Genomic DNA, 23,309 nt, shown 5'->3' with positions numbered 1-23,309 from the left:
CGGGGTCGGGGGGGTCAACGGAGGGGCTCCCGTTCATTAAGGACATGAAGGTGTGATTATAGGGTGGGGGGGCGTCCTCTTCGCGTAAATTCTCCATAAACCGCCGGGGAGGCGGCTGCCGTTTGGACCTTGCAGCCCAACCAGGCATGGCCTGCCGGCGGCTGCAGGTTTGAGCGACGAGGTTCCGGAGGGACGTGTCGGGCCATGGGGTCCCGACCCGGCGCTCCGACCCATCGGGAGCGCATTCGCAGCAGCAAGCTGCTGCGAATGCGCTTGCCGTCATCCATGGACGGCGGGTGAAGGCGAACGTGGGGTGCGCTCCTTCAGCACTCGGTTATCCGAGGGCAGGGTCGCTGCGCCCACGTTTTCCGCCATCCATCGTCCATGGACCACGGCAAGCGCCAGCAGCAGCTTGCTGCTGCGCAAGCGCTCCCGGTGGGTCGGCGCAGGGTGTTGGGACCCTGGTGGGTCGCGCCCCCGGTGGGAACCCGGCTGAATCAATCCGCGGCCCCCGGCAGGGCATGCTTGGGCGGGCCGGGATGTCCAAACGGCAGCCGCCGCCCCAGGCGGGAGCGAGGGGCGGCGGTCAGGGGATGGTATGCGTTCAGACCTTGCTGGCGCAGTTGAACAGCCAATGAATGCCGAAGCGGTCCACGATCGAACCGAAATAATCCCCCCAGAACATCTCCTGGAGGGGCATCTCGACGGTGCCCCCCTCGGACAGGGCCTTGAAGAGGCGGTCCGCCTCGGTGCGGTCGTCGGGTTCCAGATTGATGAGGACATTGTTGCCCTGGACCACCTTGAACTTCGTGCTCTCAGGCACGTCCGACCCCATGAGGACGTGGCCCCCCAGGATGGGCATCGCCACGTGCATCACGAGGTTCTTGTCCGCTTCACCAGCCGGCTGCTGGTCGCCGCAGCCGGGGGCGTCCCCGACGCGCAGGATGGGCCCCCGGAATTCGCTCCGGAAGACCTTCCGGTAGAACTGGAAGGCCTCCTCGGTGCATCGGGGGAAGTTGAGGTAGGTGCTGACCTGGGCCATGGCGGGTCTCCTGGGGTGGAAGGGTGGGGGTTGGTATCGCCTTCGAGGACGTCGCCTGGAAGGGTGGGGCTACCCATGCGTCGAACGGACCCCGCGGGATTCGACAGGGGGATGGAATTTTTCGGCCCGGGCTGTCGAAAAGGGTTCCGGTTCTTCGACGCATGAGTAGGATGGGTCCCTCCCGTCCCTTTCAACGAAAGGAAGGCGCCATGAGAGTCATGATCCTGATCAAGGCCACCGGCGACACCGAAGCGGGGGTCATGCCCGGCAAGGCCCTGATGGACGAAATGGGCCGGTTCAACGGCGAGCTGGTGAAGGCCGGGGTGCTCCTGGACGGCGAAGGCCTCCACCCCAGCTCCCGGGGGGCCCGGGTGCGCTTCCAGGGCAAGGACCGCACCGTGGTGGACGGCCCCTTCGCCGAAACCAAGGAACTCATCGCCGGATACTGGCTGTGGCAGGTGCGCTCCCTGGACGAGGCCATCGAATGGGTGAAGCGGTGCCCCAATCCCACGGGGGAATGGGGCGAGGCCGAGATCCGCCCCCTCCTGGAACCGGAGGATTTCGGCCCCGACCTCGCCCCCGGCCTCCGGGAGCAGGAAGCCTGCCTGAGGGCGCAGGTGGATGCGAGACCCTAGCACCGGGGTCCATCGCGCCATCGATGCCGTCTGGCGCATGGAATCGGCGCGCCTGGTGGCCGGTCTCGTGCGCCTGGTGAGGGATGTGGGGCTGGCCGAGGAGCTGGCCCAGGATGCGCTGGTGGCGGCCCTGGAACAGTGGCCCGGAGCGGGAATTCCCCACAACCCGGGCGCCTGGCTCATGGCCGCCGCCAAGCACCGGGCCATCGACCAGGTGCGGCGCGCCCGCATGATGGAGCGCAAACACGGGGAAATGGCCCGGGAACGGGAGGCCCTGGAGGAGGCGGCGGTGGAGATGCGGGATGCCGCGCTGGACGACCCCATTGGCGACGATCTGCTGCGGCTCATGTTCATCGCCTGCCATCCCGTCCTGGCCCCCGAGGCCCGGGTGGCCCTCACCCTCCGGCTGCTGGGGGGCCTCAGCACCGAGGAGATCGCCCGGGCCTTCCTGGTGCCGGTGCCCACCGTCGCCCAGCGCATCGTCCGGGCCAAGCAGGCCCTGGCGGAGGCCCGGGCCCCCTTCGAGGCCCCCCGGGGCCCGGAATTCCGGGCCCGCATCGACTCGGTGCGGGGCGTCATCTACCTCATCTTCAACGAAGGCTACGCCACCACCTCCGGGGCCGACTGGACCCGGCCCGCCCTGTGCGAGGAGGCCCTGCGCCTGGGCCGGATCCTGGCGGAGCTCGCGCCCGGCGAGGCGGAGTCCCACGGGCTCGCCGCCCTCATGGAAATCCAGGCCTCCCGCCTCCGGGCCCGCACCGGCCCCGGCGGCGAGCCCATCCTCCTGCCGGACCAGGACCGGGGCGCCTGGGACGGCCTCCTCATCCGCCGGGGGCTGGCGGCCCTGGACAGGGCGGAGCGCCTGGGCGGCGTCCGGGGCCCCTACACGCTCCAGGCGGCCATCGCGGCCTGCCACGCCCGGGCCCGCACCGCCGGCGACACGGACTGGGGGCGCATCGCGGAGCTCTACCGGGAACTGGCCCGGCGCGCCCCCTCGCCCATCGTGGAGCTCAACCGCGCCGTGGCCCTGGGCATGGCCCACGGCCCCGCCGCGGGGCTGGAGGCCGTGGACGCGCTGCGTTCCGAGCCGTCCCTCCAGGCCTACCACCTCCTTCCCACCGTGCGGGGCGATCTGCTCCACAAGCTGGGCCGCATGGCCGAGGCCCGGGCGGAGTTCGAACGGGCCGCGGCCCTCACCCGCAATGGGCGGGAACGCACCCTTCTGCTGGAACGGTCCGCCGCCTGCGGCATCCCAGATAGGTGTTGAGGAGAAGCCATGCCGTTCGTCATGTTGATTCTGGAACCCCGGGAGCAGCGCGCCCGGAGGACCCCGGAGGAGGGCCGCGCCGTGTACGGACGCATGGTGCGCTTCGCCGAGGACCTCAAGGACCGGGGCCTCCTGGAGGGCGTCAGCTCCCTCCGTCCCGACCGGGAAGGCACCCGGGTCACGGTGCGGGAGGGCGCCCCGGCCCTGGTGGACGGCCCCTTCACCGAAACCAAGGAAATGATCGGAGGCTTCTTCCACCTCGCCTGCACCACCCGGGAGGAGGCCCTGGACATCGCGCGCGCCTGTCCGGCCGCCGAATGGACCAGCCTCGAGGTGCGGGAGGCCGGGCCCTGTTACGAGGATTGAACAGGCCGGCCGGGCAAAAAACGAGGCACCATGAATAATAATTAGACTCATTCGCGTTTCCGTCTATCTTCCTTGGTTATGGGACGGCTCACCTTTCCTTACCGCATCGAGGGATCCAATTCCCAGGCCATGCATGCCATCCGCCGGTGGGCCATGGGGGGCGAAAGCCAGGTGTTCTTCGCCCTGGGGCCCAAGGGCATCGTGGAGGGCCTGGCCACCGCCGGGGACCGCTGCTGGGGGTGGGAAGCCGGGGAGATCCACGGCCGGGAGTTCCTGGATTTCATCGCCCCGGGGGACCGGGACCGGATCCTGCGCATGATCCGGGAGGTGCTTTCCGGGAAGGAATCCCTGAGCACCGAGGCCCGGTTCCAGGGCAAGGATGGGCTGGCCCGCCCCCTGGTGTGCGGCCTGGCGGCCAAGAGCGGCCGGGAGACGGTGCTGGGGTTCACCCGGGAATTCTTCCCCCGGGAGGAGGAGGACCCCCGCACCCAAGCGGCCCTGAAGGAGCTCAAGGACTTCAAGTGGGCCCTGGACCAGCACGCCATCGTCGCCGTCACCGACGACCGGGGCAAGATCACGTACGTCAACGACTACTTCTGCGATATCTCCAAGTATCCCCGGGAGGAGCTCCTGGGCCAGGACCACCGGATCATCAACAGCGGCCACCACCCCAAGGCCTTCTTCCGGGACCTGTGGACCACCATCAAGGGCGGCAACGTCTGGAAGGGCGAGATCAAGAACAAGGCCAAGGACGGCTCCCCCTACTGGGTGGACACGACCATCGTGCCCCTGCTGGACGACGAGGGGCATCCCATCCAGTTCGTGGCCATCCGGGCCGATATCACCGCCCGGAAGAACGGCGAGGAGGCCCAGCGCCAGACCCAGAAGCTGGAGAGCCTGGGCGTGCTGGCGGGGGGGATCGCCCACGACTTCAACAACCTGCTCACCAGCATCCTGGGCAACTGCAACCTCGCGAGCCTCTCCCTGCCGCCGGGAAGCCCCACCCAGAGCTTCCTGGACCAGATCGAGCAGGGCTCCCTGCGGGCCGCGGACCTCACCCGGCAGATGCTCGCCTACGCCGGCAAGGGCAAGACCGTCATCGCCCCCGTGAACCTGAACCGGCTCGTCACGGACATGGCCAAGCTCCTGTCCATCTCCATCAGCAAACGGGCAACCATCCACTGCGACCTGGCGCCCCAGGTCCCCGACATCACCGCGGACCCCACCCAGATGCAGCAGGTGGTCATGAACCTGGTGACCAACGCCTCGGACGCCGTGGCCGAACACCCGGGGGGCGTCATCACCCTGCGCACCGGGGACCGCACCATCGACGCCCTGGACATCTCGAGCCTCGCCCCCATCAACCCCATCAAGCCCGGCCGCTACGTGACCCTCGAAGTGTCGGACAACGGCTGCGGCATGGCCCCCGGCACCATCGACAAGATCTTCGACCCCTTCTTCACCACCAAGTTCACCGGCCGGGGCCTGGGGCTTTCCGCCCTCCTGGGCATCCTCCTGAGCCACGGGGGCACCATCAAGGTGTACAGCGAGGTGGGCCACGGCACCTGCATGAAGGTCTTCCTGCCCGTGGCGGAATCCCAGGAACCGGTCCCGGAGGCCGACCCGGTCCTGGCGTCCGGGGAACTCCAGGGCACCGTCCTGGTGGTGGACGATGACGCCGACGCCCGGGCCATCGCCCGCGCCTTCAGCGGGACCCTGGGCCTCAAGGTGCTGGAGGCCCACGACGGCCTGGAGGCCGTGAACACCTTCGCCCTGCGCCAGCGGGAGATCACCCTCGTCCTCCTGGACCTGACCATGCCGGTCATGGACGGGAAGGAGGCCTTCCAGCGCATCCGCGAGATCTCCGCCGCCGTCCCCATCATCCTGTCCTCGGGCTACAACGAGCGGGAGGCGGTGGGGGACATGGAGGGCAGCGGCCTGGCCGGGTTCCTGCCGAAGCCCTACCAGCACCACCAGTTCGAGGCGGTGATCCGGGGGGCGCTGGTGCCCCGGGAGCCGGCCTGAGGCCGGGTCACTTCCACCGGGGTTCCACCCCCAGGAGCCCCCGCACGAAGAAATCCTTCATGCGCCGCTCCACGTGGGGAATGCGCAGGGTCCCGTGGTCCGACCCCGGCACCACCAGCATCTCGAAATCCTTGTCGGCCCGCACCAGGGCGTCCACCACCTGCATCGTGGAGGCGGGGTCGACATTGGTGTCCATCTCCCCCACCAGGAGAAGGAGGCGCCCCTTGAGGCGGGCCGCGTTGGCCACGTTGCTCTGCTCGGCGTAGTGGGGCCCCACGGGCCAGCCCATCCACTGCTCGTTCCACCAGACCTTGTCCATGCGGTTGTCGTGGCACCCGCAGTCGGCCACCCCGGCCTTGTAGAAGTCCCCGAAGGCCAGCAGGCCCCGCAGGGCGTCCTGCCCCCCGGCGCTGCCGCCGTAGATGCCCACCCGGTCCAGGTCCATGGCCGGGTCGCGGGCGGCGGCGGCCTTCATCCAGAGGATGCGGTCGGGAAAGCCCGCGTCGCCCAGGTTCTTCCAGCACACATCGTGGAAGGCCTTGGAGCGGTGGCTGGTGCCCATGCCGTCCAGGGCCACCAGGATGAAGCCCAGTTCCGCCAGGTCCGCGTGGAGGGGGGCGCGGGTGAAGGCCTTGGGGGCGAAGGAGCCCTGGGGCCCGGCGTAGATGTACTCGATGACGGGGTACTTCTTCCCAGGATCGTAGTTCGAAGGCCGGTAGATGACGCCGTGGATGTCCGTGGCGCCGTCCCGGCCCTTGGCGGTGAAGCGCTCCGGGGCGCGCCACCCGCACCGGGCCAGCTCCGCCGCGTCCCAGCACTCCAGTTCGGCCACCAGGGCCCCGTCCGCCGTGCGGCGCAGCTCGGCCACGGGGGCCCGGTCCACCCGGGACCACACGTCCACGAAGGCCGCGCGGTCCGGGCTCAGGGTCACCGTGTGGGTGCCGTCCCCCTGGGTGAGGACCCGCGGGTTCGAACCGTCGAAGCCCACCCGCACCAGGTGCAGGTAGTACGGGTCCTGGCCCTTCACGATGCCACCGGCCAGGAGCAGCACCTGGCGCGCCTTGGCATCCACGTGCACCACGGAGCGCACCACCCATTCCCCGCGGGTGATGGGGTTCTTGACCCGGCCGGTGGCGGCGTCCACCAGGTACAGATGGTTCCAGCCGCTGCGCTCGCTCATCCACACCAGTTCCCCGGTGCCGTCCAGGTACTCCAGGAACTGCTTGCCGGAATAGTCGATGAAGGTGGGGCTGCGCTCGTCGATGACGGTGCGGGCCGCGCCCGTCGCCGCGTCCACGGCGATGACCCGCAGCACCTGGTGGCCCCGCTGGTTGTACACGTAGAAGAAGCGCGAGCCGTCCGGCGCCCAGTGCACCGCCAGGCCGTCCCCGTAGTCCGCATAGGGGGTGGGGGCCAGGCGCTCGTCGGCGGGCACGCAGGTGCGGGCCTCCACGTCCACCAGCACGGGGCGCACCACGGGCAGGGGATCGCCGGGCTTGGCGTAGTCCTGGGTGTGCACCCGGGGCTCCACCTGGTCCCGGGGCGAGGACTCCACGAAGGTCACCCTGTGCAGCGGCACCACCGTGGCCCGCTGGGCCACCAGGCGCCGGCTGTCCGGGCTCCAGTCCACCGCGCCGGTGTACGGGTTCGAGGCCACCCCGTCCGTGGTGGCGTGGACCACCTTGCCACCGAGGGTGCGCACGACGACATTGGACGCTTCCACCCTGGCCACGTAGCAGCCGTTGGGGCTCGTCACGGGGCCGCGGGGCGCCGGGGTCCCGGGTTCGGGCGGGGCGGGGGGCCGGGGCGGGAGGATGGAGGCCACGGCGCCGGTGGCCGGGTCCAGGGCCCACCAGCCCCCGTCGGTGCGGAACTGAACGGCGCGGCCCCCGGCGGGAAGGATGAGGTCCTCCAGGGGCAGGCGCTCCGGGTCGCAGGGCCGGCCCGTGGCCTTGGCCAGGCCCGCCGCCAGCTGCCCGTGGTCGAAGGCGGGCTCCCGGGCGCCCGTGGCCGCGGCCACCTTCACCCAGGCCCGGCGGCCCTGGGCGTCCTCCCGGCGGTACCAGAAGGAGGTGCCGTCCTCCCGCCACACGGGGCGCAGCGAGGCCCGGGCGAAGAAGGCCGCCGTGGCCCCTTTGAGGCGCGCGGCCCGCTCGTAGTCGGCCCGGGTCCCCTGGCCGCAGAGGGCCAGGCCCAGGAGGAAGGGCAGGAATCGGGCGGCCTTCACGGCGATGGGCATGGGGCGTTCCTTTGGGCGGCGGACAGGGCTGGGATCAGATATCTGATATATGATATATCAGATCCCCCCCTGCCAACTTCGGAAACCTCCCCTCCTTCGGCCCCCCTCCCCATCCCGGAACCCGCCATGTCCCATGCCCAGGTCCTTCCCCAACCTCCCCACCCCGCCCGCGGCGGCCGGGCCATGGGGACCTCCCTGACCCTCGCCGCCCTCCTGGCCCTTCCCGCCGTCCCGGCGGAACCGTGGCCCCACCCCATCCCCGCCCGGGTGCAGGACGGCCCCAACCCCGATCTCTTCGTCATGACCCTGGGCCCCGTGGGCACGCCCCTGGCCCAGGGCATCTACGACCCCCTGCGGGACCAGGTCGCCCTGCTGGACGGCTCCGTCCTGCCCCACTACTACCGGGACCGGCTCGGCCTGAACCACTTCAAGCCCATGGACAAGTCGGTCTTCCCGGAGCCGCCGTCGGGCTTCTGCACCTGGTACTACTACTACCAGGACCTGGACGAGGGCGAGGTGCGCCGCAGCACGGACTGGCTCGCCCGGAACCTCAAGGACTACGGCGCCCGCATCGTGCAGGTGGACGACGCCTGGCAGAAGGAGAAGGAGGACGGCGGCCACGGCTCCCGGGACTGGAGCGGCGTGGACGCGCACTTCCCCGGGGGCATGGCGGCCCTGGCGGCCCACATCAAGGCCCGGGGCTTCGTCCCGGGGCTCTGGGTGGCGCCCCACGGGCAATCCAACCCGGAGGTGGTGCGGGCCAACCCGGGCGTCTTCCTGCAAAAGCCCGACGGAACCTCCCCCTCGGACACCTGGGAAGGGAAGTGGCTGGTGGATCCCTCCGCCCCCGCGGCGCCGGACTACCTGCGGCGGCTCTTCGGCACCTTCACGGGCTGGGGCTTCGACTACTTCAAGATCGACGGCCAGCCCGTGGTGCTGGACGAATACCGCCGCACCCGGGTCTTCATGCACGAACCCGGCGAGGCCGGCGCGCTGTACCGCCGCACCGTGGGGGCCATCCGGGACGCCATCGGCCCCCGGCGCTACCTGCTGGGGTGCTGGGGCCTGCCCGTGGAGGGCATGGGCCTCATGGACGGGTGCCGCACCGGCGGCGACGTGGTGCGGGGCTGGGACGGCTTCCTCACCGCCCTGGAACCCACCCTGCGCTCGTACTACCAGCACAACATCGCCTGGTACACGGATCCCGACGTGATGCTGGTGCGCTCCCCCCTCACCCTGGACCAGGCCCGGGCCTGGGCCACGCTCCAGGGGCTCACGGGCCAGGCGCTGTTCGTCAGCGACCGGCTCATGGACCTCTCCCGGGACCGGGTGGACATCCTGCGCAAGGTCTTCCCCGCCGCCGACATCCGGCCCCTGGACCTGTTCCCCTCCACCCGGGCCAAGCGCATCTGGGACCTCAAGATCCATCACCTGGGTCGCGCCTACGACGTGGCGGGGGTCTTCAACTACGGCACCCTCCAGGCCCTCCAGGTGGCCCTTTCCTGGAAGGACCTGGGCCTGCCGGCCCAGGCGCCCCTCCACGTCTTCGACTTCTGGAACCAGGAGTACCTGGGCGCCTGGGAGGCGGGTTTCGCCGTGGACCTGCCGCCCACCAGCTGCCGGGTCCTGGCCCTGGTGCCCTGCGACGGCGCCATCCAGCTGGTGTCCACCAGCCGGCACATCACCCAGGGCTGGGTGGACGTGCAGGCCCTGAGGACCGAGGGGAACACGGTGTCCGGAGCCAGCAGGGTCATCCGGGACGACCCCTACGACCTGCACTTCGCCTACCCCCGGGGCCGGAATTTCCAGGTGGCCTCGGCCACCGCCCGGGGCGCCTCCGGCCCGCTGCCCGTGTCGGTCACCTGCCACCAGGGCTGGGCCACGGTGCGCATCCGTTCATCCCGCACCCAGCGGGTGGCCTGGAAGGTCACCTTCCGTCCGGCCCCCGCCTACGCCTACCCCACCCGTCCCCCCGAGGGGCTCCAGGTGGAGCCCGCCGGTCTGGACGGCGCCATCCTGCGGTGGCGGGACGCCTACTACCTCAACGCCGGCTACCAGGTGTACCTGGACGGCCAGCTCCTGGGCCACGCGGGCGGCCCGGCCTTCCCACTCACCCGCCTCGACCCCCGGCGGCCGCACACCGCCCAGGTGCGGTCCGCGTGGGAGGATGGCGGCGCCAGCCCCGGCAAGGCGGAGCTGACCTTCACGGTGGCCGGGCTCCTGCCCGGGCGCCTCGACCTGGGCACCCTGGAGCCCCTGCGGTCCACCGGCATCCGGTCCGCGGCCGCCGCCTTCACGGTGGCGGGCGCCCACCGGCGGGGCCTGCCCGCCCATGCGGAAGCCGAACTGGAATACGATCTGAAGGCCCTCTACACCACGTTCTCCGGGGAAGCCGCCTTCGACGACTCCGACCGGGGCCGCACGAAGGTCACCTTCACGGTGCTGGGGGACGGCCGGGAACTGTGGACCAGCGGCGCCCTCACGGGAGCCGGCGGCCCCCGGGCCTTCCGGATTCCCATCGCCGGGGTGCGGCGTCTGGTGCTCCGCACCACCGCCCCCGGCGCCGCCCCCGAGGACGACGACTGGGCCAACGCCCCCCACGCGGGGTGGCTGGAGCCGGTGCTTGAAGGACCCGCGCGCTAGGGGCTGTCGGCATACCCGGTGCGCTTCTGTGCAAGGATGAAGGGGCAAGCCAAGGTGGGACATATCCCCTTTGATCCCATATATCTGCGTTAATCCCCGTTTTGCAGGGCCGACGCAGGGTTGAGTCGCAGTCCGTGTTATTGAACGTCCTTGACCTCGAGTTCCATGCCCCCGGTACCCTCGCCAGGCTTCATTCCCAGCCTTCGAACCTCGATCTTCGCCTTGCCGAAATTGATGAGAAGGCAAGTTGGAAGGCCGGTGGCCCTCAGGTAATTCAGGCCCTGAGCGACATCAACCTCGCTCAGGGCCTGGATGGCGTTAACCTCTACGATGACCCGCCCTTCCACAATGAGGTCGGCCTTGTAGTGCCCAACCCTTTCGCCCTCGTAGAACACTTCGACCTTTTGCTGCTGGGCAAAGGCGAGCCTCGCCTTTCGGAATTCGATGGCCAGGGCGTTCTCGTAGACCTTCTCGACGAATCCGTGGCCCAGGGTGTTCGCAATTCGGTAGCAGAAGCCGATGATTTGCTGTGTGAGCGGGTCCTGGATAGGCATGGCGTGCCTCCAAAACCCCAAAGTGTCGACACACCGCTACTGGGTTCGAACAGGGATGAATTGGATGTTTGGGAAAAGGCAGGATAAAGACTGACTTGTCAAAGCTTGAGCCAGATGACCAGACACGCGATCGCAACCATGGCGGCGTAGTTCCTGGTCGTCTTGTCGTACCTTGTGGCCAGGCTGCGGAAATGCTTCATCTTGGCAAACAAATGGCCTCAAGCCAAGGCCGGTGCGCGTTGTAGAGTCGCCCCGTCTCGCCCTTCTCTGGCGGCAGCAACGGAACCAACTTGTCCCACATCACGTCGGTCAGAAAGCTCCTCGGCATCCAGCCACCTCCTTGTGGAACCTGGATAACGCTTTCGAACCATGAGTACAACCTAGCTATTCATAGCCTTGGGTTTGCCGACAGCCCCTAGTCCTCCACCCCGGCCCGCCGGCGCAGCATGGCGATGTCCTTGGTGGGGGCATTGCCGTAGTACCGCCCGTACTCCCGCGTGAACTGGGAGGCGCTCTGGTACCCCACCTGCCGGCCCGCGATCCCGGCGTCGAGCCGCGTCAGGAGCATGAGGCGCCGGGCCTCCTGGAGGCGCAAGGCCTTCTGGTACTGCAGAGGGCTCATTTCCGTGACGGCCTTGAAATGCTGGTGGAAGGACGATGGGCTCATGTGAACCGAATGGGCGAGCCGCTCCACATCCAGGGGCTCGTGGAAATGGGACCGCACCCAGGACACCGCCTTGGAAATGCGGTGGACCTTGCTCTCCTCCCGCCCGATCCGCGCCAGGCGCAGGCCCAGCGAGCTGCGCAGCAACCGAATGAGGATCTCGTCCAGCACGAGGGGCGCCAGCAGGTCCGCTTCCTCGGGCCGGGAGGCCAGTTCCAGGAGCCGCACCACCGCATTGATCACCGGCGCATCCACCCGGTCCACGGAAATGGCATGGCTGTCCTCCCGCCCGGGGAGCCCCTGGGCATGGACCTTGGCCGTCAGCTCGGCGATGCGCGCGGGATCGATGTCCAGCCGCAGGCCCAGGTAGGGACGGTCCAGGCTGGCCCCCGTCACCTGGGCCGTCACCGGCACGTCCAGGGAGTACACGAGCATGCGGGAGGCGTCGTACTCGTAGATCTCCTTGCCCAGCATGATCCGCTTCGCCCCCTGGGCGACCAGGCACAGGGAGGGACAGGCCACCACATGGTGCATGTCCTTCTGGGCCCGGGAAACCTTCGTCACGTGAACCCCCGGCAGCCGGAGCTCGAAGGTACCGTCGTAGGGGGCATGGGCCTCCACCAGCCGCGCGAGTTTCGCCAGATCGCAGGTCTCCACGTTCAGGTCGGAGGGTTGGGAGGGATTCGGGATTCCAGTCATGGTGATTTTCCTTGGATCGGCAAGGGTCGGAAGGGGTCATTCCCCTTGACCCCAGAGCCTAGTCTAAAGGGCCGGAGGGCCCCCCTTTTGCCCAATCCTCTGAATTGCTATCCCGATCCTGTAGATCCCGTCTTTCATCCCCTGCATCCCGTTCATCCGTTTTCATCCCTGTTCCCGCAGGGCCAGAGCAGGGATGGGTCGGCGCATGCGGATCACCTGCGCGCCACCCCACCTCATCACCGGCCCTGCGGGAACAGGGATGAAGATGGATGAACAGGATGAAGGGGATCAGCCTTCAAACGTAGCCCGTTCCCGGCTGAGGGGACCGGACCGCCGTTTTCATGGAATAGCTATCTGTCGGCTTCGGTCGTGATCTTAGGGGTAGGTCGGAACGCCGGTCTAGGGCACCCAAATCTGGAAAAGGGGCGGGGGTTCCCGGTCCACCCGGGCCCGGAGCTCTTCCGCCGTCAACCGGCGCACGAAGCCGGGGTTGAGCACCCAGATCCGGTTGAAGCGGAAGGCATGCATCTCCTCCAGGGCCCGGGCCGGGGTCCAGCCCTGGATCACGATCCGGTAGGCGGCCGCGTTGTACCCCGTGCGGTCCTTCCCCTTGGCGCAGTGGATGAACACCGGCCAGTTGGCCTCGTCCTCCACGACCTTCAGGAACCGGGCGATGTTCTCCAGGCTCGGGTCGAAGGCCAGGGAAGGGATGCGGAGATACTTCAGGCCCGTTCCCTTCAGCTCCTGGAAATCGTCGTGGTCGTGCCTGAAGCTGATGACGGTGCGGACGCCCCATTTTTCCAGATTCCGGAATCCCTCCGCCGTGGGCTGCGCCCCCCGCCAAACCGCCGGGGAAAGCCGGGCGAAGTTGGCGACGCCCGGGACCTCCGTGTCGCTCGGGGTGGCGGCCCCCTGGGAAGCCGGCCTTTCCGGGGCCTGGGCGGCCACGGGGAGACCGAGGAGCAGGACCGGCAGGAGGGCCCGCGGGATCAAGGTGTGAAGGGGCATGGGGTCTCCGGAAAAGGGGGCGAGGCGGCCTCAGGGCCGGTAGCCGTAGTCCCGGATGAAGGCCTGCACGGCGCCGGGGTGGGCCTTCTTCCAGGCCTCGAATTCCGGCCGGAAAGCCTCCTGGTACCGCAGGAGGAAGAGTGCCGCCTCCAGCTGCCCGTCCTTCCTGAACCGCAGGAACTCACCCAGGATGCGGTCCCGGGGGGGCTCGCCGGTCCTGCGGGCCTCGGCGTCCAGGGCCTGGAGGGCGGCGGTCCAGAAGAAGATCTCCCTCTGGAAGGGGGTGCCCACGGGCGGCGCTTCCTGGCCGGCGGACTTCGCCTCCACCTTGACGGCTCCCAGGGAACCGGCCAGGAGCACCGGCCAGATTTCCTTCCCCGCGAAGTCCAGGAAATGGTTGGTGGCCTTTAGGGAAAGCTTGCCGTCCTTGTCCCAGCCCGGCACGAAGGGGGGGACGAAATCCAGTTTCCTCATGGGCCTTCCCCCCTGCGCCCTGAGGTCCGCGAGCTTGAGCCAAAGCAGGCGGTTCCCGGGGTGGCTCGCCACCCTGGCCATGAGGGCTTCCTCGGCCTCCCGGCGCTGGCCGGCCGCGATGCAGGCGTCGCTGAGGTAGCGCCAGGCCCTGGGGTAGTTGGGTTGGGCCTGGGCGGCCCTGCGGTACCAGGCGAGGGCCTCCGGGTCGCCGATGTCGCCGTGGTAGGTGTCCCCCATGTAGAGCATCGCGAGCACGAAACCCGGGTCCTGCGCCAGGGCCCGGGCATAGGCCGTGCGGGCCTTCGCATAGTCCTTGGCCCCGAAGAACGTTTCCGCCTCCTTGAACGCCTCCCGGGCTTTGGGGTGCCGGGATCCCACATCGGGATAGTCCCGGCCATGGAGGTCATCCAGGAGCACCTGGAGGGTGGACCGGTCGTCGTTGCTTCCGCCGGGGGCCAGGTAGACGCTCTCCAGTTCGTCCTCGGCCCGGCATCGATACCATCCGGCCGCCACCGGCCCGGATTTCGCCGCGATGGCCAGGAGAACCTGGGCCCGGAGCCAGTGGGGCTTGGAATCCCGGGGGTGGGCCTTCTGGGCCGCGTCCAGCAGCCCGAGGCCGCCGTTCAGGTCCCCCGAACCGAACTTCCTGACCGCTTCCTCGCAAAAGGAGGCCATGGACCGGGGTGCTTCCGGGGCGGGCGGCGCCGCCACAACCAGGGCGGCCAGGGCAATGGAAAGCATGTCGTCTCCGGGGTGGATGGCTTCAACCATACCAGAGCCGAGGCTCCGGCCCCGGCGCCGATCAGGATGAGATGGACGGCAGCCAGGCCCCGGCGGGTTCCTGGTACCAGCCCACGCTCATGAGGGTCATGGGCTGCACCACCCGGAGCCCTTCGGCCAGGCACCAGCGGAACAGGTCGGCGTTGCGGGTCGGCACGAGGATGCCCGGGCCCTGGAAGCCATCGGCCGAGGCGAGCAGGGCCTTCAGGTCGAGGGTCTCCTCCGCGGTGGCATGGCCGGAGAAGGCGAGGGCGCTGGCGTAGCCGGTGATCCGGCCCTCCCGCTCCACCAGCCGGGCCTGGCCGGCGTGGATCATCCGCTCCAGGTCGCCCCGCCGCTGGTGGCCGTGCACCCGCAGGGCCAGGGCGTCGCAGGCGTCCAGGTCCTCCGGCCGCGCCGGCCGCACCTCGCACCCGGGAAGGCCCCGGGTCCGGGTGCGCCCCTGCATGCAGGAGAGCGGCTCGCGCACCTCGAAGCCCAGGCTCGCGTAGAGGGCCATGGTGCGGTTGTGGAAGGCGGCCTGCACCAGCCTCACCCCCGCCGCGCCCCGCCCCCGCTCCCGCTCCAGGGCCGCTTCCATGAGCCGGCGCCCCGTGCCGGCGTTCTGGGCCCCGGGGTCGACGGTGATGGGCCCCAGGCAGACCACCGGACCGCGTTCGTCCAGGCAAACGCTCCCGATGATCCGCCCCTCCCGGAGGGCCACCATGCCGTGGAAGCCCGGGTCCGAGAAGGGCCCCTCGAGCATGCCGGCGGCGGCCTCGGCGCTCGGGAAATCGCAGGGGAAATGGTGCGCGAGCCCCAGGGCGGCAAAGGCCTCGTAGCAGATCCGGCCGCAGGCGGGCGCGTCCCCGGGCGCCGCTTGGCGCAGGTGGGTCGAGGGGGTCAAGGCCATGGGTTCCTCCGGGGGATGGCAAGGGACCAAGCATGGGCAATGCCAGATGCTTCGGCGGCCGGGCGGGATGCTCCGCAACCCCCGGGAAATGGGCACACCGGGAAAGAAGGGGCCCGGGCGGCAGCGCGCCCCGTGATCGAACGCGTTACGCAACGAGGGGTCCAAGCGGAGGGGCAGGGGTTCCCGGCGGGGCCACGGCTTTTGATAATCTATTGTATATAAACAGTAAAACTCAAAAATTCGAGGACTGTATCGAATGTCACGGAGGCTGACACCCGTGCCCGGGAGCGTTACATCCCATGGGCGCCCCTCGTCCCTTCCCGGAAGGTCATCGCGCCTCCCGGCGCCCCCCGCGCAGGAACAGGATGGCGGCGGCGGCCGAGAACCCCAGGAGCCCGATCTGGAGGGCCGTCATGCCCGCCCACACCAGGGCGTCCCGGTCCCCGTGGAGGAATTCCAGGGCAAAGCGCAGGACCGAATACCCGCCCAGGTGGAACCAGAACACCTGGGACCAGCGGCCCCCACCGCCCTCCGCCCTGCGGGCCAGCAGGACCACCCCTCCGGCCAGGAGGAGGTCCCCCAGGGCCTCGTACAGCTGGACCGGGTGCAAGGGCAGGGTGGCCAGGGCCGTGGGGAGGATGGAATGCTGCTGGACGCACCAGGCCCAGGCATCGCTGGGGAGGCGGGTATCGAGCGTCATGCGGGGCAGGAGGGTCCCGTATTTCGGCAGGGGCACCCCCCAGGGGAGCGTGGTGGGGATGCCCCAGGCGTCGCCGTTCAGGAAGCAGCCCACGCGCCCCAGGGCCTGGCCCACCAGGACCGCCGGGCTGGCCACGGCGAAGACCCGCCAGAAGTCGCCTTTCCCCCGGCGGAACCACAGATAGCCGGCACCCACGCCCCCGGCCAGGCCCCCCGTGATGGAAAGCCCCCCCTCCCAGACGCGGAAGAAGGAGAGGGGCTCGGCCAGGAGCGCCTTCACGTCCCAGAACACGAAGTGGAAGACCCGGGCTCCCACGATGGCGCTGAACAGGATCCACGGAAGGCCGTCCAGGAAGAGGGCGGTGCCCAGGCCGGCCCGCTTCAGCCGGCGCGCCGCCAGGGCCGCCGCGGCGGCGATGGCGATGAGGAAGTAGAACCCCTCGTAGTAGTAGACGACCTTGAAACCCAGGTCCAGGTGAATCGGCCACACAGCATCCCCCCTGCCACCAGTTTGATCGGTCGCTGGGGGCCGTCCATGGCGAAGTCACCCCGCCTGCCGGGTCCCTGGGCCTTCGGGCCGATGGTCCAGGCCGAGTGCCCGGGGCGAAGGTCCGGGACCCGCGCGATTACGTGGGCCGATGCCCGCGCCCCCGGGAGGCCAGGGCCGCGATGGAGGCGTTGCCGATGACCAGGTAGGCCACGAACGCCGTGGTGCCGAAGCTGTGGACCTGGATGGACAGGAAGCTGATGCCGAAACCGATGGCGCTGATGGTGAAGCCGATCCAGCTCTCGGAACGGGGATGGCGGTAGGCCTTGAGGACCGTGGGAATGCCCGCCAGGACATCGGCCAGGAGGGAGAACACCAGGGCCAGGTTGGGGTTGTGGGTGAGGCCCCAGAGGATGATGCCGAGCACGGCCGCGGCCATCAGGTAGTAGTCGCGGGGTTCGCTCTTCCAGTAGGCCTTCGGGTTGAAGAAGGACACCCCGACGATGAGCAGCGGAAGGAAGCCCGCGGCGAAGGTCGTCCAGGACAGGCCCTGGACTCCCTGGGCCCGCTGCGCCACGAAGATGACCATCGGGAAGAGGCCCCACAGCAGCCATGTGATGCGGTTGGGCTGGGTCCTGCCGGCGAGGGTCTCGAACAGGTAGTAGAACCCGCCCAGTGAACCGATGATGGCGCCGAGGATTGCGAAGGATTCAGGGAGCATTGGACAACCATAGCAAGGTTTCAAGCCCCCCTGGACCGGGCTGAGACCGGCCCATCCAACCGTTCATACCTCAAATTCTTCCGTTCAGGGAATTTCATTGCATTGCCGAATTACCATCGCTATATTCTGTGAACACCATCCAGAAAGGCCATCATCACCAGGCCTTTGAACCGTCGCCCCATCAATCACGGAAAGGTGACTAATGTCCAACTACTTGTTCGGCCTTTGTTTGCTTACGGCCGTTGGCCAAAGTTCGGCACTCCTGGCAGCCCGAGCAAAAGATGCCCCTCAAACCATTCCGGCTGCCACTGGAAATGCCTCCAGCACCGAATCGCCACGCCCACGTGTGTTTCGGCTGGAAGAACGAGGACCGGACGGCTCCATCACTGTTTTTGAGTCCCTGGGTAGCCCGCCCGGGATGGCCTTTCGGACGGGGTATTTTGGGATGCCTGTTGTTATGGGTCCATATGAATCATTTGGGAATAGATTAAATATAATAGCTCACGGCGGATTATACAGCTTTATCCAAAAAGATATGGGATTCAGCCTGGAAAGCATAAAAAAAATGCCGCCACAACCACCGGAAAGGCTGCTCGAATTTGCTGAAAGGGCTAACTATACAGAAATTTGGACAAAGGACGCACTTTTTCAGGCGTATTTTTTCCTGGGCTCCATTTTGGGGTACCAACTTGATGAGTCGGGGAATATTTACTGGGTTGGGTCGACGGGCTTGTATAAACACCTGGAGAACGGATGGAAATTGGTTTATTCATTTCCCGAAAAGTTCTCATCAAGAAGATCGACCAATTATTCGAGAACCGGCGTGATTTTGCTCCCCGGAAAAAGAATCGCACTATTTGGTGGCGAGGATTTCTTTATTCAAATAGTTGAAATGGGAGATGAAGCCGTAGATTCAAAAATTATAAAATCAATTGATTACGATTTTCTTGGGTGTACTGCTGCTAATTATCCAGCACAGGCTGGGCCTCAATTTTGTTTTGCATCCGGAGATTTAATTTTTCATCTGCGGAAGACAGGGCATATTTTTAGAATGAACCTAACATCATATAATCTGAAAGATTTGGATGTTCCATGGATGGTTCAGGAATTTACGAAGCCGAATATTCCCTTAAAATGGAAAAACACAAATGGAAGTTCCAATATATCAGCTCCAATAATACCAGAATCAATTGCATTTGCTTCAGAATTTGACGGGACTGTTCATGCTGCTGCACTCATGTTTAACAATTCACTAAATTCAATGAATTGTTTCACTATCTCAAGTGAAACATCCAATATCAAATCGAAAATTCAAATGGGTGATGAATTGCCTGATCCAATCTTATACCAAAATACAAAAGGTGATTTTGTTCCAATCTCTGGTGCAAAACCCGAACCCATGACCAAGTTGAATGCGGAACCAAGATGATTTGGTCCGCCCATGTCTAGATTTGGTCAATTTTCTACTAAAGGAGAAAAGAATGAATAAAACGATAATGCGGTTAATCCTCGTTGGGGCGCTTTTCACAACGCCAGGGCTACGGGCAGATGATTGCACCCATGCCCCTGGTGATTGTGTTACAACATCCGCTTGGGATGTAACTAATTGCCCAGATGGTACCACCATAATCACCTGGTGCAACGGAGATATAACAGTATATGGTGGCGGAGCCGGTGGCGGGGGACACGTGCAAACCAAATATTGAACCTGAGCTGACAGTGGCTTTTGGCCATCCTGGCTATCAGCCATGCTAAGGCCGTATTTTTACCAATTTCAGCGCATCTTTGGGGCAGAAAACAGAACACAGGCAAAGGCCCGGGCATGATTTCGTTCGGGCCTTTGCCCGTCCCATTATTTTCGACTGTTTCCTCTCCTCACTTTACGTTCCTATGACTGGTCGTTCTTCTTCTGTTCCGCCCGAACGCCGGAAACTTTATGGGCTTTGGGGGTGGCTGGTCATTGAGGCGGGTCCACGGTGGCCGCCGGTGGCTCATCCTGAATGGCGTGGTTGAACAAGTTCGTCTCGCAGCGAGGCCGGCGCGCGGGTACACGCTGAATTCGGATCTTGTCAGATTCTTCCGAATGCATCCTGGTCACCAGTACCAGATCCGGTGGGCACTACGATCACCCCCAGAATCTTCCTGCGGGAAGGCTTTTTTATATTTCGATATTTTCCGAAATGTGTATATTGAGGGTGCGCCCGGGCCTTGGCCGGGGGGCTCGCATGGAAAGGAAGCCACCTTGGCGGATGATCTTCGATCCCTGGTCGAACAATTGAAAGCTGTTGCCCATCCCCTGCGCCTGCGGGTGCTGGCCCTGCTCGGCTCGGGCGAGATGTGCGTTTGCCAGGTGGCGGAAACGCTGTCGGTGCCCGCCTCCTCCGTCTCGGAGGCCCTGCGGGAACTGCGCAGGGCGGGATTCGTTTCGGAACGGCGGGAGGGGAGGTGGGTCTATGTCTCGATCCCGGACCCGGCCTCGCCGCTGGTCGCGATCCTTTTGCGGGAGGCCGCCTCGCTGCCCGAATCGGCCCAGGATCTTGGCCGCGCCATGGACGTGAAGGGGATTGCCGTCCAGGACGTCTGCCGGAAGCATCTGGTATCCCGTGAGGAGGCCACCCATGTCTGAGGCCTGCGCCTGCTCCGGCCCCGAGGCGGGGGGGAAGCGGCCCGCCTTTTTCGGGAGGGGGGGCTGGCTGCTCTTGGCCCTGCCGGCCTGGGTCCTGCTCTACGCCATCATCCAGCGGCTGTCGGAGCTGATTGCCTTCCGGGTGCTGGGGCTGACCCCCAGGACCCACCTGGGCGAGGCGGTGGCCTTCTTCTTCTACGACACGCCGAAGGTGCTGCTGCTGCTCACGCTGATCGTCTTCATCGTCACCTTCCTGCAGACGTTCGTCAGCCCGGGCCGGGTGCGGGATGCGCTTTCCCGGCGGAACCCGGGCCTGGGCAACGCCATGGCTTCCCTGTTCGGCATCTTCACGCCCTTCTGCTCGTGTTCGGCGGTGCCACTGTTCATCGGCTTCCTGAAGGCGGGCGTGCCCCTGGGCGTGACCTTCAGCTTCCTGGTGGCCGCCCCCATGGTCAACGAAGTGGCCCTGGGGATGCTCCTCGCGATGTTCGGGTGGAGGATCGCCCTGCTCTACACCGGCACGGGGGTGGCCATCGCCTTCCTTTCCGGCCTGGTGCTGGGGCGCATGAACATGGAGAGGCACCTGGAAGGCTGGGTGCAGGACGCGCTCAAGGCGCCCGCCCTGGGCGAGGTGCAGGAGGAGCGGCCCACCCTTTCCGGGCGCATCGGCCAGGCGGTCCAGGGCGTGCGGGACATCGTCGGCAAGGTGTGGCCGTACATCCTGGTGGGCATCCTGGTGGGGGCCTTCATCCACGGTTTCGTTCCCGAGGCCTACATGGCCGGCCTGCTGGGCAGGAGGTCCTGGTACAGCGTGCCCCTGGCCGTGGCCATCGGCGTGCCGCTCTATTCCAACGCGGCGGGGGTGATGCCCATCGTGGAAGCCCTGCTGGGCAAGGGCGCGGCCCTGGGGTCGACCCTGGCCTTCATGATGGCCGTCATCGGCCTGTCCCTGCCCGAAATGGTCATCCTCCGCCGGGTCCTCCGCCCCCGGCTCATCGCCGCCTTCGTGGCGGTCGTGGCCTTCGGCATCCTCCTGGTGGGTTATCTGTTCAACGCCATTCTCTGAAGGAGTTCCCATGCTCATCGAAGTCTTCGGGCCCGGCTGCGCCAAGTGCGAAACCCTGCTCAGGAACGCCAAGGCCGCCGTGGAACAGTCCGGCGGGGACCACGCCGTGGTGAAGATCTCCGACTACGCCGCCATGGCCGCGCGGGGCATCCTCAGCACGCCGGCCCTGGCCATCGACGGCCAGCTCAAGTTCCAGGGCAAGGTCGCCAGTCCAACCGAGATCCTCGACCTCATCAAGGCCTGACGACCCTGTTCCGATCGATACCAGGAGGACCCATGTCCCTTCCGCGCCTCAGCGCCCTCGTTCTCGCCGCCTCCGCAGCCCTTTCCGCCCAGGTGCCGGCACTGGATCCGGCGGGCCTGGCCCAGATCCTCAAATCGGGGACCTGGACCGTCATCGAGTTCGGCGGGCCCACCTGCATCCCCTGCAAGAAGATGCAGCCCATCCTCGCCGACCTCCAGCAGCACTACGGAAAGCGCGCCCAGATCCGGAATTTCTACGTGACGGAGCACCTCAAGGAAGCCCGGGAGCACAAGATCATGGCCATGCCCACCCAGGTGATCTTCGATCCCTCGGGCAGGGAGGTGGGCAGGCACGTCGGCTTCTGGGAGAAGGGGGAATTCCAGGCGGCGCTGGCCCAGGCCGGCCTGAAATGAACGGGCTCGTCGAGCGGCTCGCGGACACGGTGGCCCAGGCTCCGGCCTACCAGCAGCTCGGCCTGGTCCTCCTGGGCGGCCTCTTGACCTCGGCCAACCCCTGCGTCCTGGTGGCGGCCCCCCTGGTGGTTGGATTCACCGGCGGAACGAAGGAGGGCCGGCATCATCCCATGGTGCTTTCAGGCGTGTTCGTGATGGGCCTGGCGGCGGCCTTCACCGTCCTGGGGCTGGTCGCGGCCCTGACGGGTACCCTGCTGGGGGACGTCGGCTGGGTGTGGAAAGGGGCCCTGGGCCTGATCCTCCTGGGTATCGGCTTCCACCTCCTGGGCCTGTTTGCCCTGCCGACGCCCTCCCACGAGCACATGCGGCGGTTCCATGGCGCTGGTCTGCTCGGCGCCTTCGCCCTGGGTGGCCTGACGGGGACCCTGTCGGCCCCCTGCGCCACGCCCGCCCTGGCAGCCGTTCTCACCCTCGTCGCGCTCCAGAAGAAGGTCCTCTGGGGCGGGGTTCTGCTCTTTGTGTACGCCCTGGGCCACGGGCTCCTGCTCTTCCTGGCCGGCGCGTCCTCGGGCTGGGCCAGCCAGTACGCCCAAAGCCGGTTTTCCCGGGCCGTGGGGCGCTGGTTCCCGAAGGCCATGGGGGTCCTGCTCCTGGGGTGCGCCCTGTGGGTTCTCCGGCTGGCATGGCAGGCCAGGGCGGGAGCCTGATCCGGCCCAAAAGGCCCCTTGATGGAAAAATCCAGAAACCTAGAATTATGAGGCTCCAATTGCCGGAATTCCCACCGCCCGTGAAAGGATTCCCCATGGCTGCCTCCCACCATCCCACCCATGCGTTCGTGCGCAAGGCCTATGGCCGTTTGGCCACCAAGGGCGGGGGCTGCTGCGGGCCCCGGACCTCCTGTTGCGGCGGGGGCAACGCCGACCAGGTGGCCTTGCAACTCGGCTACTCGGATGCCGAACTGGCCACCCTGCCCGAAGGGGCGAACCTGGGGCTGTCCTGCGGCAATCCCACGGCCCTGGCCGGGCTGAAACCCGGCGAGGTGGTCCTGGATCTGGGCAGCGGCGCGGGGCTGGATGTGTTCCTGGCCGCCCAGCGGGTGGGCCGGGAGGGCCGGGCGATCGGCGTGGACATGACCCCCGAGATGCTGGAGAAGGCCCGGGGAAACGCCGTGGCCTTCCGGGAACGCACGGGGTTGGACAACGTGGCGTTCCACCCGGGGCAGATCGAGGCCATCCCTCTGCCCGATGCTTCGGTGGACGTGGTCCTGTCCAACTGCGTACTCAATCTGAGCCCGGACCAGCCGGCGGTTTGGCGCGAAATCGCGCGGGTCCTGCGACCCGGGGGGCGGGTCTCGATCTCGGACATGGTCCTGGTGAAGCCCCTGCCGGAGGCCCTGCGCCGGAGCGTCGAGGCCCTCGTCGGGTGCATCGCCGGGGCCCCCCTCCTGGAGGATCTGCGCGCCATGATCCGGGGAGCGGGCCTGGTGGACGCGCGCATCCTCCCCAGGGAGGGCGCCGTGGCCGCGATGCTTCCGGAGGAGGATCCGGCCGCGCGCGAGCTCCTGGCGCTGCTTCCGGACCCCACCCGGCCGGAGGACTTCATCGGCAGCTTCATCATCTGGGCCCGGAAACCCGCCGACGCCGACCCAATGACCGAGTAGGCCCCCGCCGAGGCGGTTAGAATGGTGGAACCGCCCCCCTTCACCACGGATTCGAACCCCACTTCCGGTCCCAGGGCCCCGCAGGTCCCTGGCCAACCTTCAAGG

Annotated in this window: 21 protein-coding genes and 1 pseudogene; 12 read left to right on the top strand and 10 right to left on the bottom strand. The window is 67.2% G+C overall.

From position 1 onward, the window contains the following. Positions 1-604: 604 nt before the first annotated feature. Positions 605-1,042: a VOC family protein gene (locus tag R2J76_RS12070; RefSeq protein WP_316411846.1), complete on the bottom strand. Its 438-nt coding sequence runs from the start codon at positions 1,040-1,042 to the stop codon at positions 605-607. 209 nt (positions 1,043-1,251) lie between these two features. On the opposite strand from R2J76_RS12070, the gene R2J76_RS12065 reads away from it, so the two are divergent. The 4 genes from R2J76_RS12065 to R2J76_RS12050 all read left to right on the top strand — a co-directional run bounded on the left by R2J76_RS12065 (position 1,252) and on the right by R2J76_RS12050 (position 5,335). Continuing rightward, entirely contained in the window at positions 1,252-1,677 is a 426-nt protein-coding gene (locus R2J76_RS12065) for a YciI family protein (RefSeq protein WP_316411845.1), read from the top strand. Continuing rightward, complete coding sequence (locus R2J76_RS12060) at positions 1,664-2,944, top strand: RNA polymerase sigma factor (protein ID WP_316411844.1); 1,281 nt, start codon at positions 1,664-1,666, stop codon at positions 2,942-2,944. Before R2J76_RS12065 ends, R2J76_RS12060 begins: the two co-directional genes overlap by 14 nt. A 9-nt stretch (positions 2,945-2,953) precedes the next feature. Then, on the top strand, positions 2,954-3,310 hold the full coding sequence (locus tag R2J76_RS12055; RefSeq protein ID WP_316411843.1) for a YciI family protein: 357 nt from the start codon (positions 2,954-2,956) through the stop codon (positions 3,308-3,310). 129 nt (positions 3,311-3,439) lie between these two features. Further along, positions 3,440-5,335, top strand: coding sequence for a PAS domain-containing hybrid sensor histidine kinase/response regulator (locus R2J76_RS12050; protein ID WP_316411842.1), 1,896 nt, complete (start codon positions 3,440-3,442; stop codon positions 5,333-5,335). A 7-nt stretch (positions 5,336-5,342) separates the two neighbouring features. On the opposite strand, the gene R2J76_RS12045 is transcribed toward R2J76_RS12050, so the two are convergent. Continuing rightward, complete coding sequence (locus R2J76_RS12045) at positions 5,343-7,574, bottom strand: S9 family peptidase (protein WP_316411841.1); 2,232 nt, start codon at positions 7,572-7,574, stop codon at positions 5,343-5,345. A 126-nt stretch (positions 7,575-7,700) separates the two neighbouring features. Here R2J76_RS12045 and R2J76_RS12040 point away from each other — a divergent pair, with 126 nt between their 5' ends. After that, complete coding sequence (locus R2J76_RS12040) at positions 7,701-10,217, top strand: NPCBM/NEW2 domain-containing protein (protein ID WP_316411840.1); 2,517 nt, start codon at positions 7,701-7,703, stop codon at positions 10,215-10,217. A 137-nt stretch (positions 10,218-10,354) separates the two neighbouring features. On the opposite strand, the gene R2J76_RS12035 is transcribed toward R2J76_RS12040, so the two are convergent. The 8 genes and pseudogenes from R2J76_RS12035 to R2J76_RS12005 all read right to left on the bottom strand — a co-directional run bounded on the left by R2J76_RS12035 (position 10,355) and on the right by R2J76_RS12005 (position 17,195). Then, on the bottom strand, positions 10,355-10,771 hold the full coding sequence (locus R2J76_RS12035) for a GxxExxY protein (protein WP_316411839.1): 417 nt from the start codon (positions 10,769-10,771) through the stop codon (positions 10,355-10,357). A 98-nt stretch (positions 10,772-10,869) separates the two neighbouring features. Continuing rightward, positions 10,870-10,986, bottom strand: a pseudogene (locus tag R2J76_RS21585) (IS5/IS1182 family transposase); the annotation flags it as partial. Positions 10,987-11,186: 200 nt separating this feature from the next. Beyond that, complete coding sequence (locus R2J76_RS12030) at positions 11,187-12,134, bottom strand: AraC family transcriptional regulator (protein ID WP_316411838.1); 948 nt, start codon at positions 12,132-12,134, stop codon at positions 11,187-11,189. Positions 12,135-12,533: 399 nt separating this feature from the next. Next, entirely contained in the window at positions 12,534-13,142 is a 609-nt protein-coding gene (locus R2J76_RS12025) for a fused DSP-PTPase phosphatase/NAD kinase-like protein (RefSeq protein WP_316411837.1), read from the bottom strand. Between the two features lie 30 nt (positions 13,143-13,172). Then, positions 13,173-14,357, bottom strand: a complete 1,185-nt coding sequence (locus R2J76_RS12020; protein ID WP_316411836.1) for a tetratricopeptide repeat protein — start codon at positions 14,355-14,357, stop codon at positions 13,173-13,175. 61 nt (positions 14,358-14,418) lie between these two features. Next, the gene (locus tag R2J76_RS12015; protein ID WP_316411835.1) at positions 14,419-15,288 is read right to left on the bottom strand and encodes a GNAT family N-acetyltransferase; all 870 of its coding nucleotides are present in this window, start codon (positions 15,286-15,288) and stop codon (positions 14,419-14,421) included. A 328-nt stretch (positions 15,289-15,616) separates the two neighbouring features. Further along, entirely contained in the window at positions 15,617-16,477 is an 861-nt protein-coding gene (locus tag R2J76_RS12010) for a prolipoprotein diacylglyceryl transferase (protein ID WP_316411834.1), read from the bottom strand. Positions 16,478-16,613: 136 nt separating this feature from the next. Next, complete coding sequence (locus tag R2J76_RS12005; RefSeq protein WP_316411833.1) at positions 16,614-17,195, bottom strand: hypothetical protein; 582 nt, start codon at positions 17,193-17,195, stop codon at positions 16,614-16,616. A gap of 202 nt (positions 17,196-17,397) precedes the next feature. Between R2J76_RS12005 and R2J76_RS12000 the strand changes: the two genes are divergently transcribed. The 7 genes from R2J76_RS12000 (at position 17,398) to arsM (ending at position 23,204) form a co-directional block, all read left to right on the top strand. Continuing rightward, positions 17,398-18,624 (top strand): hypothetical protein, encoded by a 1,227-nt coding sequence (locus R2J76_RS12000; RefSeq protein WP_316411832.1) that lies wholly within the window; start codon positions 17,398-17,400, stop codon positions 18,622-18,624. Between the two features lie 813 nt (positions 18,625-19,437). After that, positions 19,438-19,821, top strand: a complete 384-nt coding sequence (locus R2J76_RS11995) for an ArsR/SmtB family transcription factor (RefSeq protein WP_316411831.1) — start codon at positions 19,438-19,440, stop codon at positions 19,819-19,821. Next, positions 19,814-20,887: a permease gene (locus tag R2J76_RS11990; RefSeq protein ID WP_316411830.1), complete on the top strand. Its 1,074-nt coding sequence runs from the start codon at positions 19,814-19,816 to the stop codon at positions 20,885-20,887. Before R2J76_RS11995 ends, R2J76_RS11990 begins: the two co-directional genes overlap by 8 nt. A gap of 10 nt (positions 20,888-20,897) precedes the next feature. Next, the gene (locus R2J76_RS11985) at positions 20,898-21,131 is read left to right on the top strand and encodes a thioredoxin family protein (protein ID WP_316411829.1); all 234 of its coding nucleotides are present in this window, start codon (positions 20,898-20,900) and stop codon (positions 21,129-21,131) included. A gap of 32 nt (positions 21,132-21,163) precedes the next feature. Next, positions 21,164-21,544: a thioredoxin family protein gene (locus R2J76_RS11980; RefSeq protein WP_316411828.1), complete on the top strand. Its 381-nt coding sequence runs from the start codon at positions 21,164-21,166 to the stop codon at positions 21,542-21,544. Further along, positions 21,541-22,251, top strand: a complete 711-nt coding sequence (locus R2J76_RS11975) for a cytochrome c biogenesis CcdA family protein (RefSeq protein ID WP_316411827.1) — start codon at positions 21,541-21,543, stop codon at positions 22,249-22,251. Before R2J76_RS11980 ends, R2J76_RS11975 begins: the two co-directional genes overlap by 4 nt. A gap of 95 nt (positions 22,252-22,346) precedes the next feature. Then, the gene (gene arsM, locus R2J76_RS11970; protein WP_316411826.1) at positions 22,347-23,204 is read left to right on the top strand and encodes an arsenite methyltransferase; all 858 of its coding nucleotides are present in this window, start codon (positions 22,347-22,349) and stop codon (positions 23,202-23,204) included. The last annotated feature ends 105 nt before the right edge of the window (positions 23,205-23,309 follow it).

The organism is Mesoterricola silvestris (assembly GCF_030295405.1).
GTDB classification, from domain to species: Bacteria; Acidobacteriota; Holophagae; order Holophagales; family Holophagaceae; genus Mesoterricola; species Mesoterricola silvestris.
Note: the sequence above shows the minus strand (reverse complement) of the source record. Positions and strands in the feature narration are given on the sequence as shown.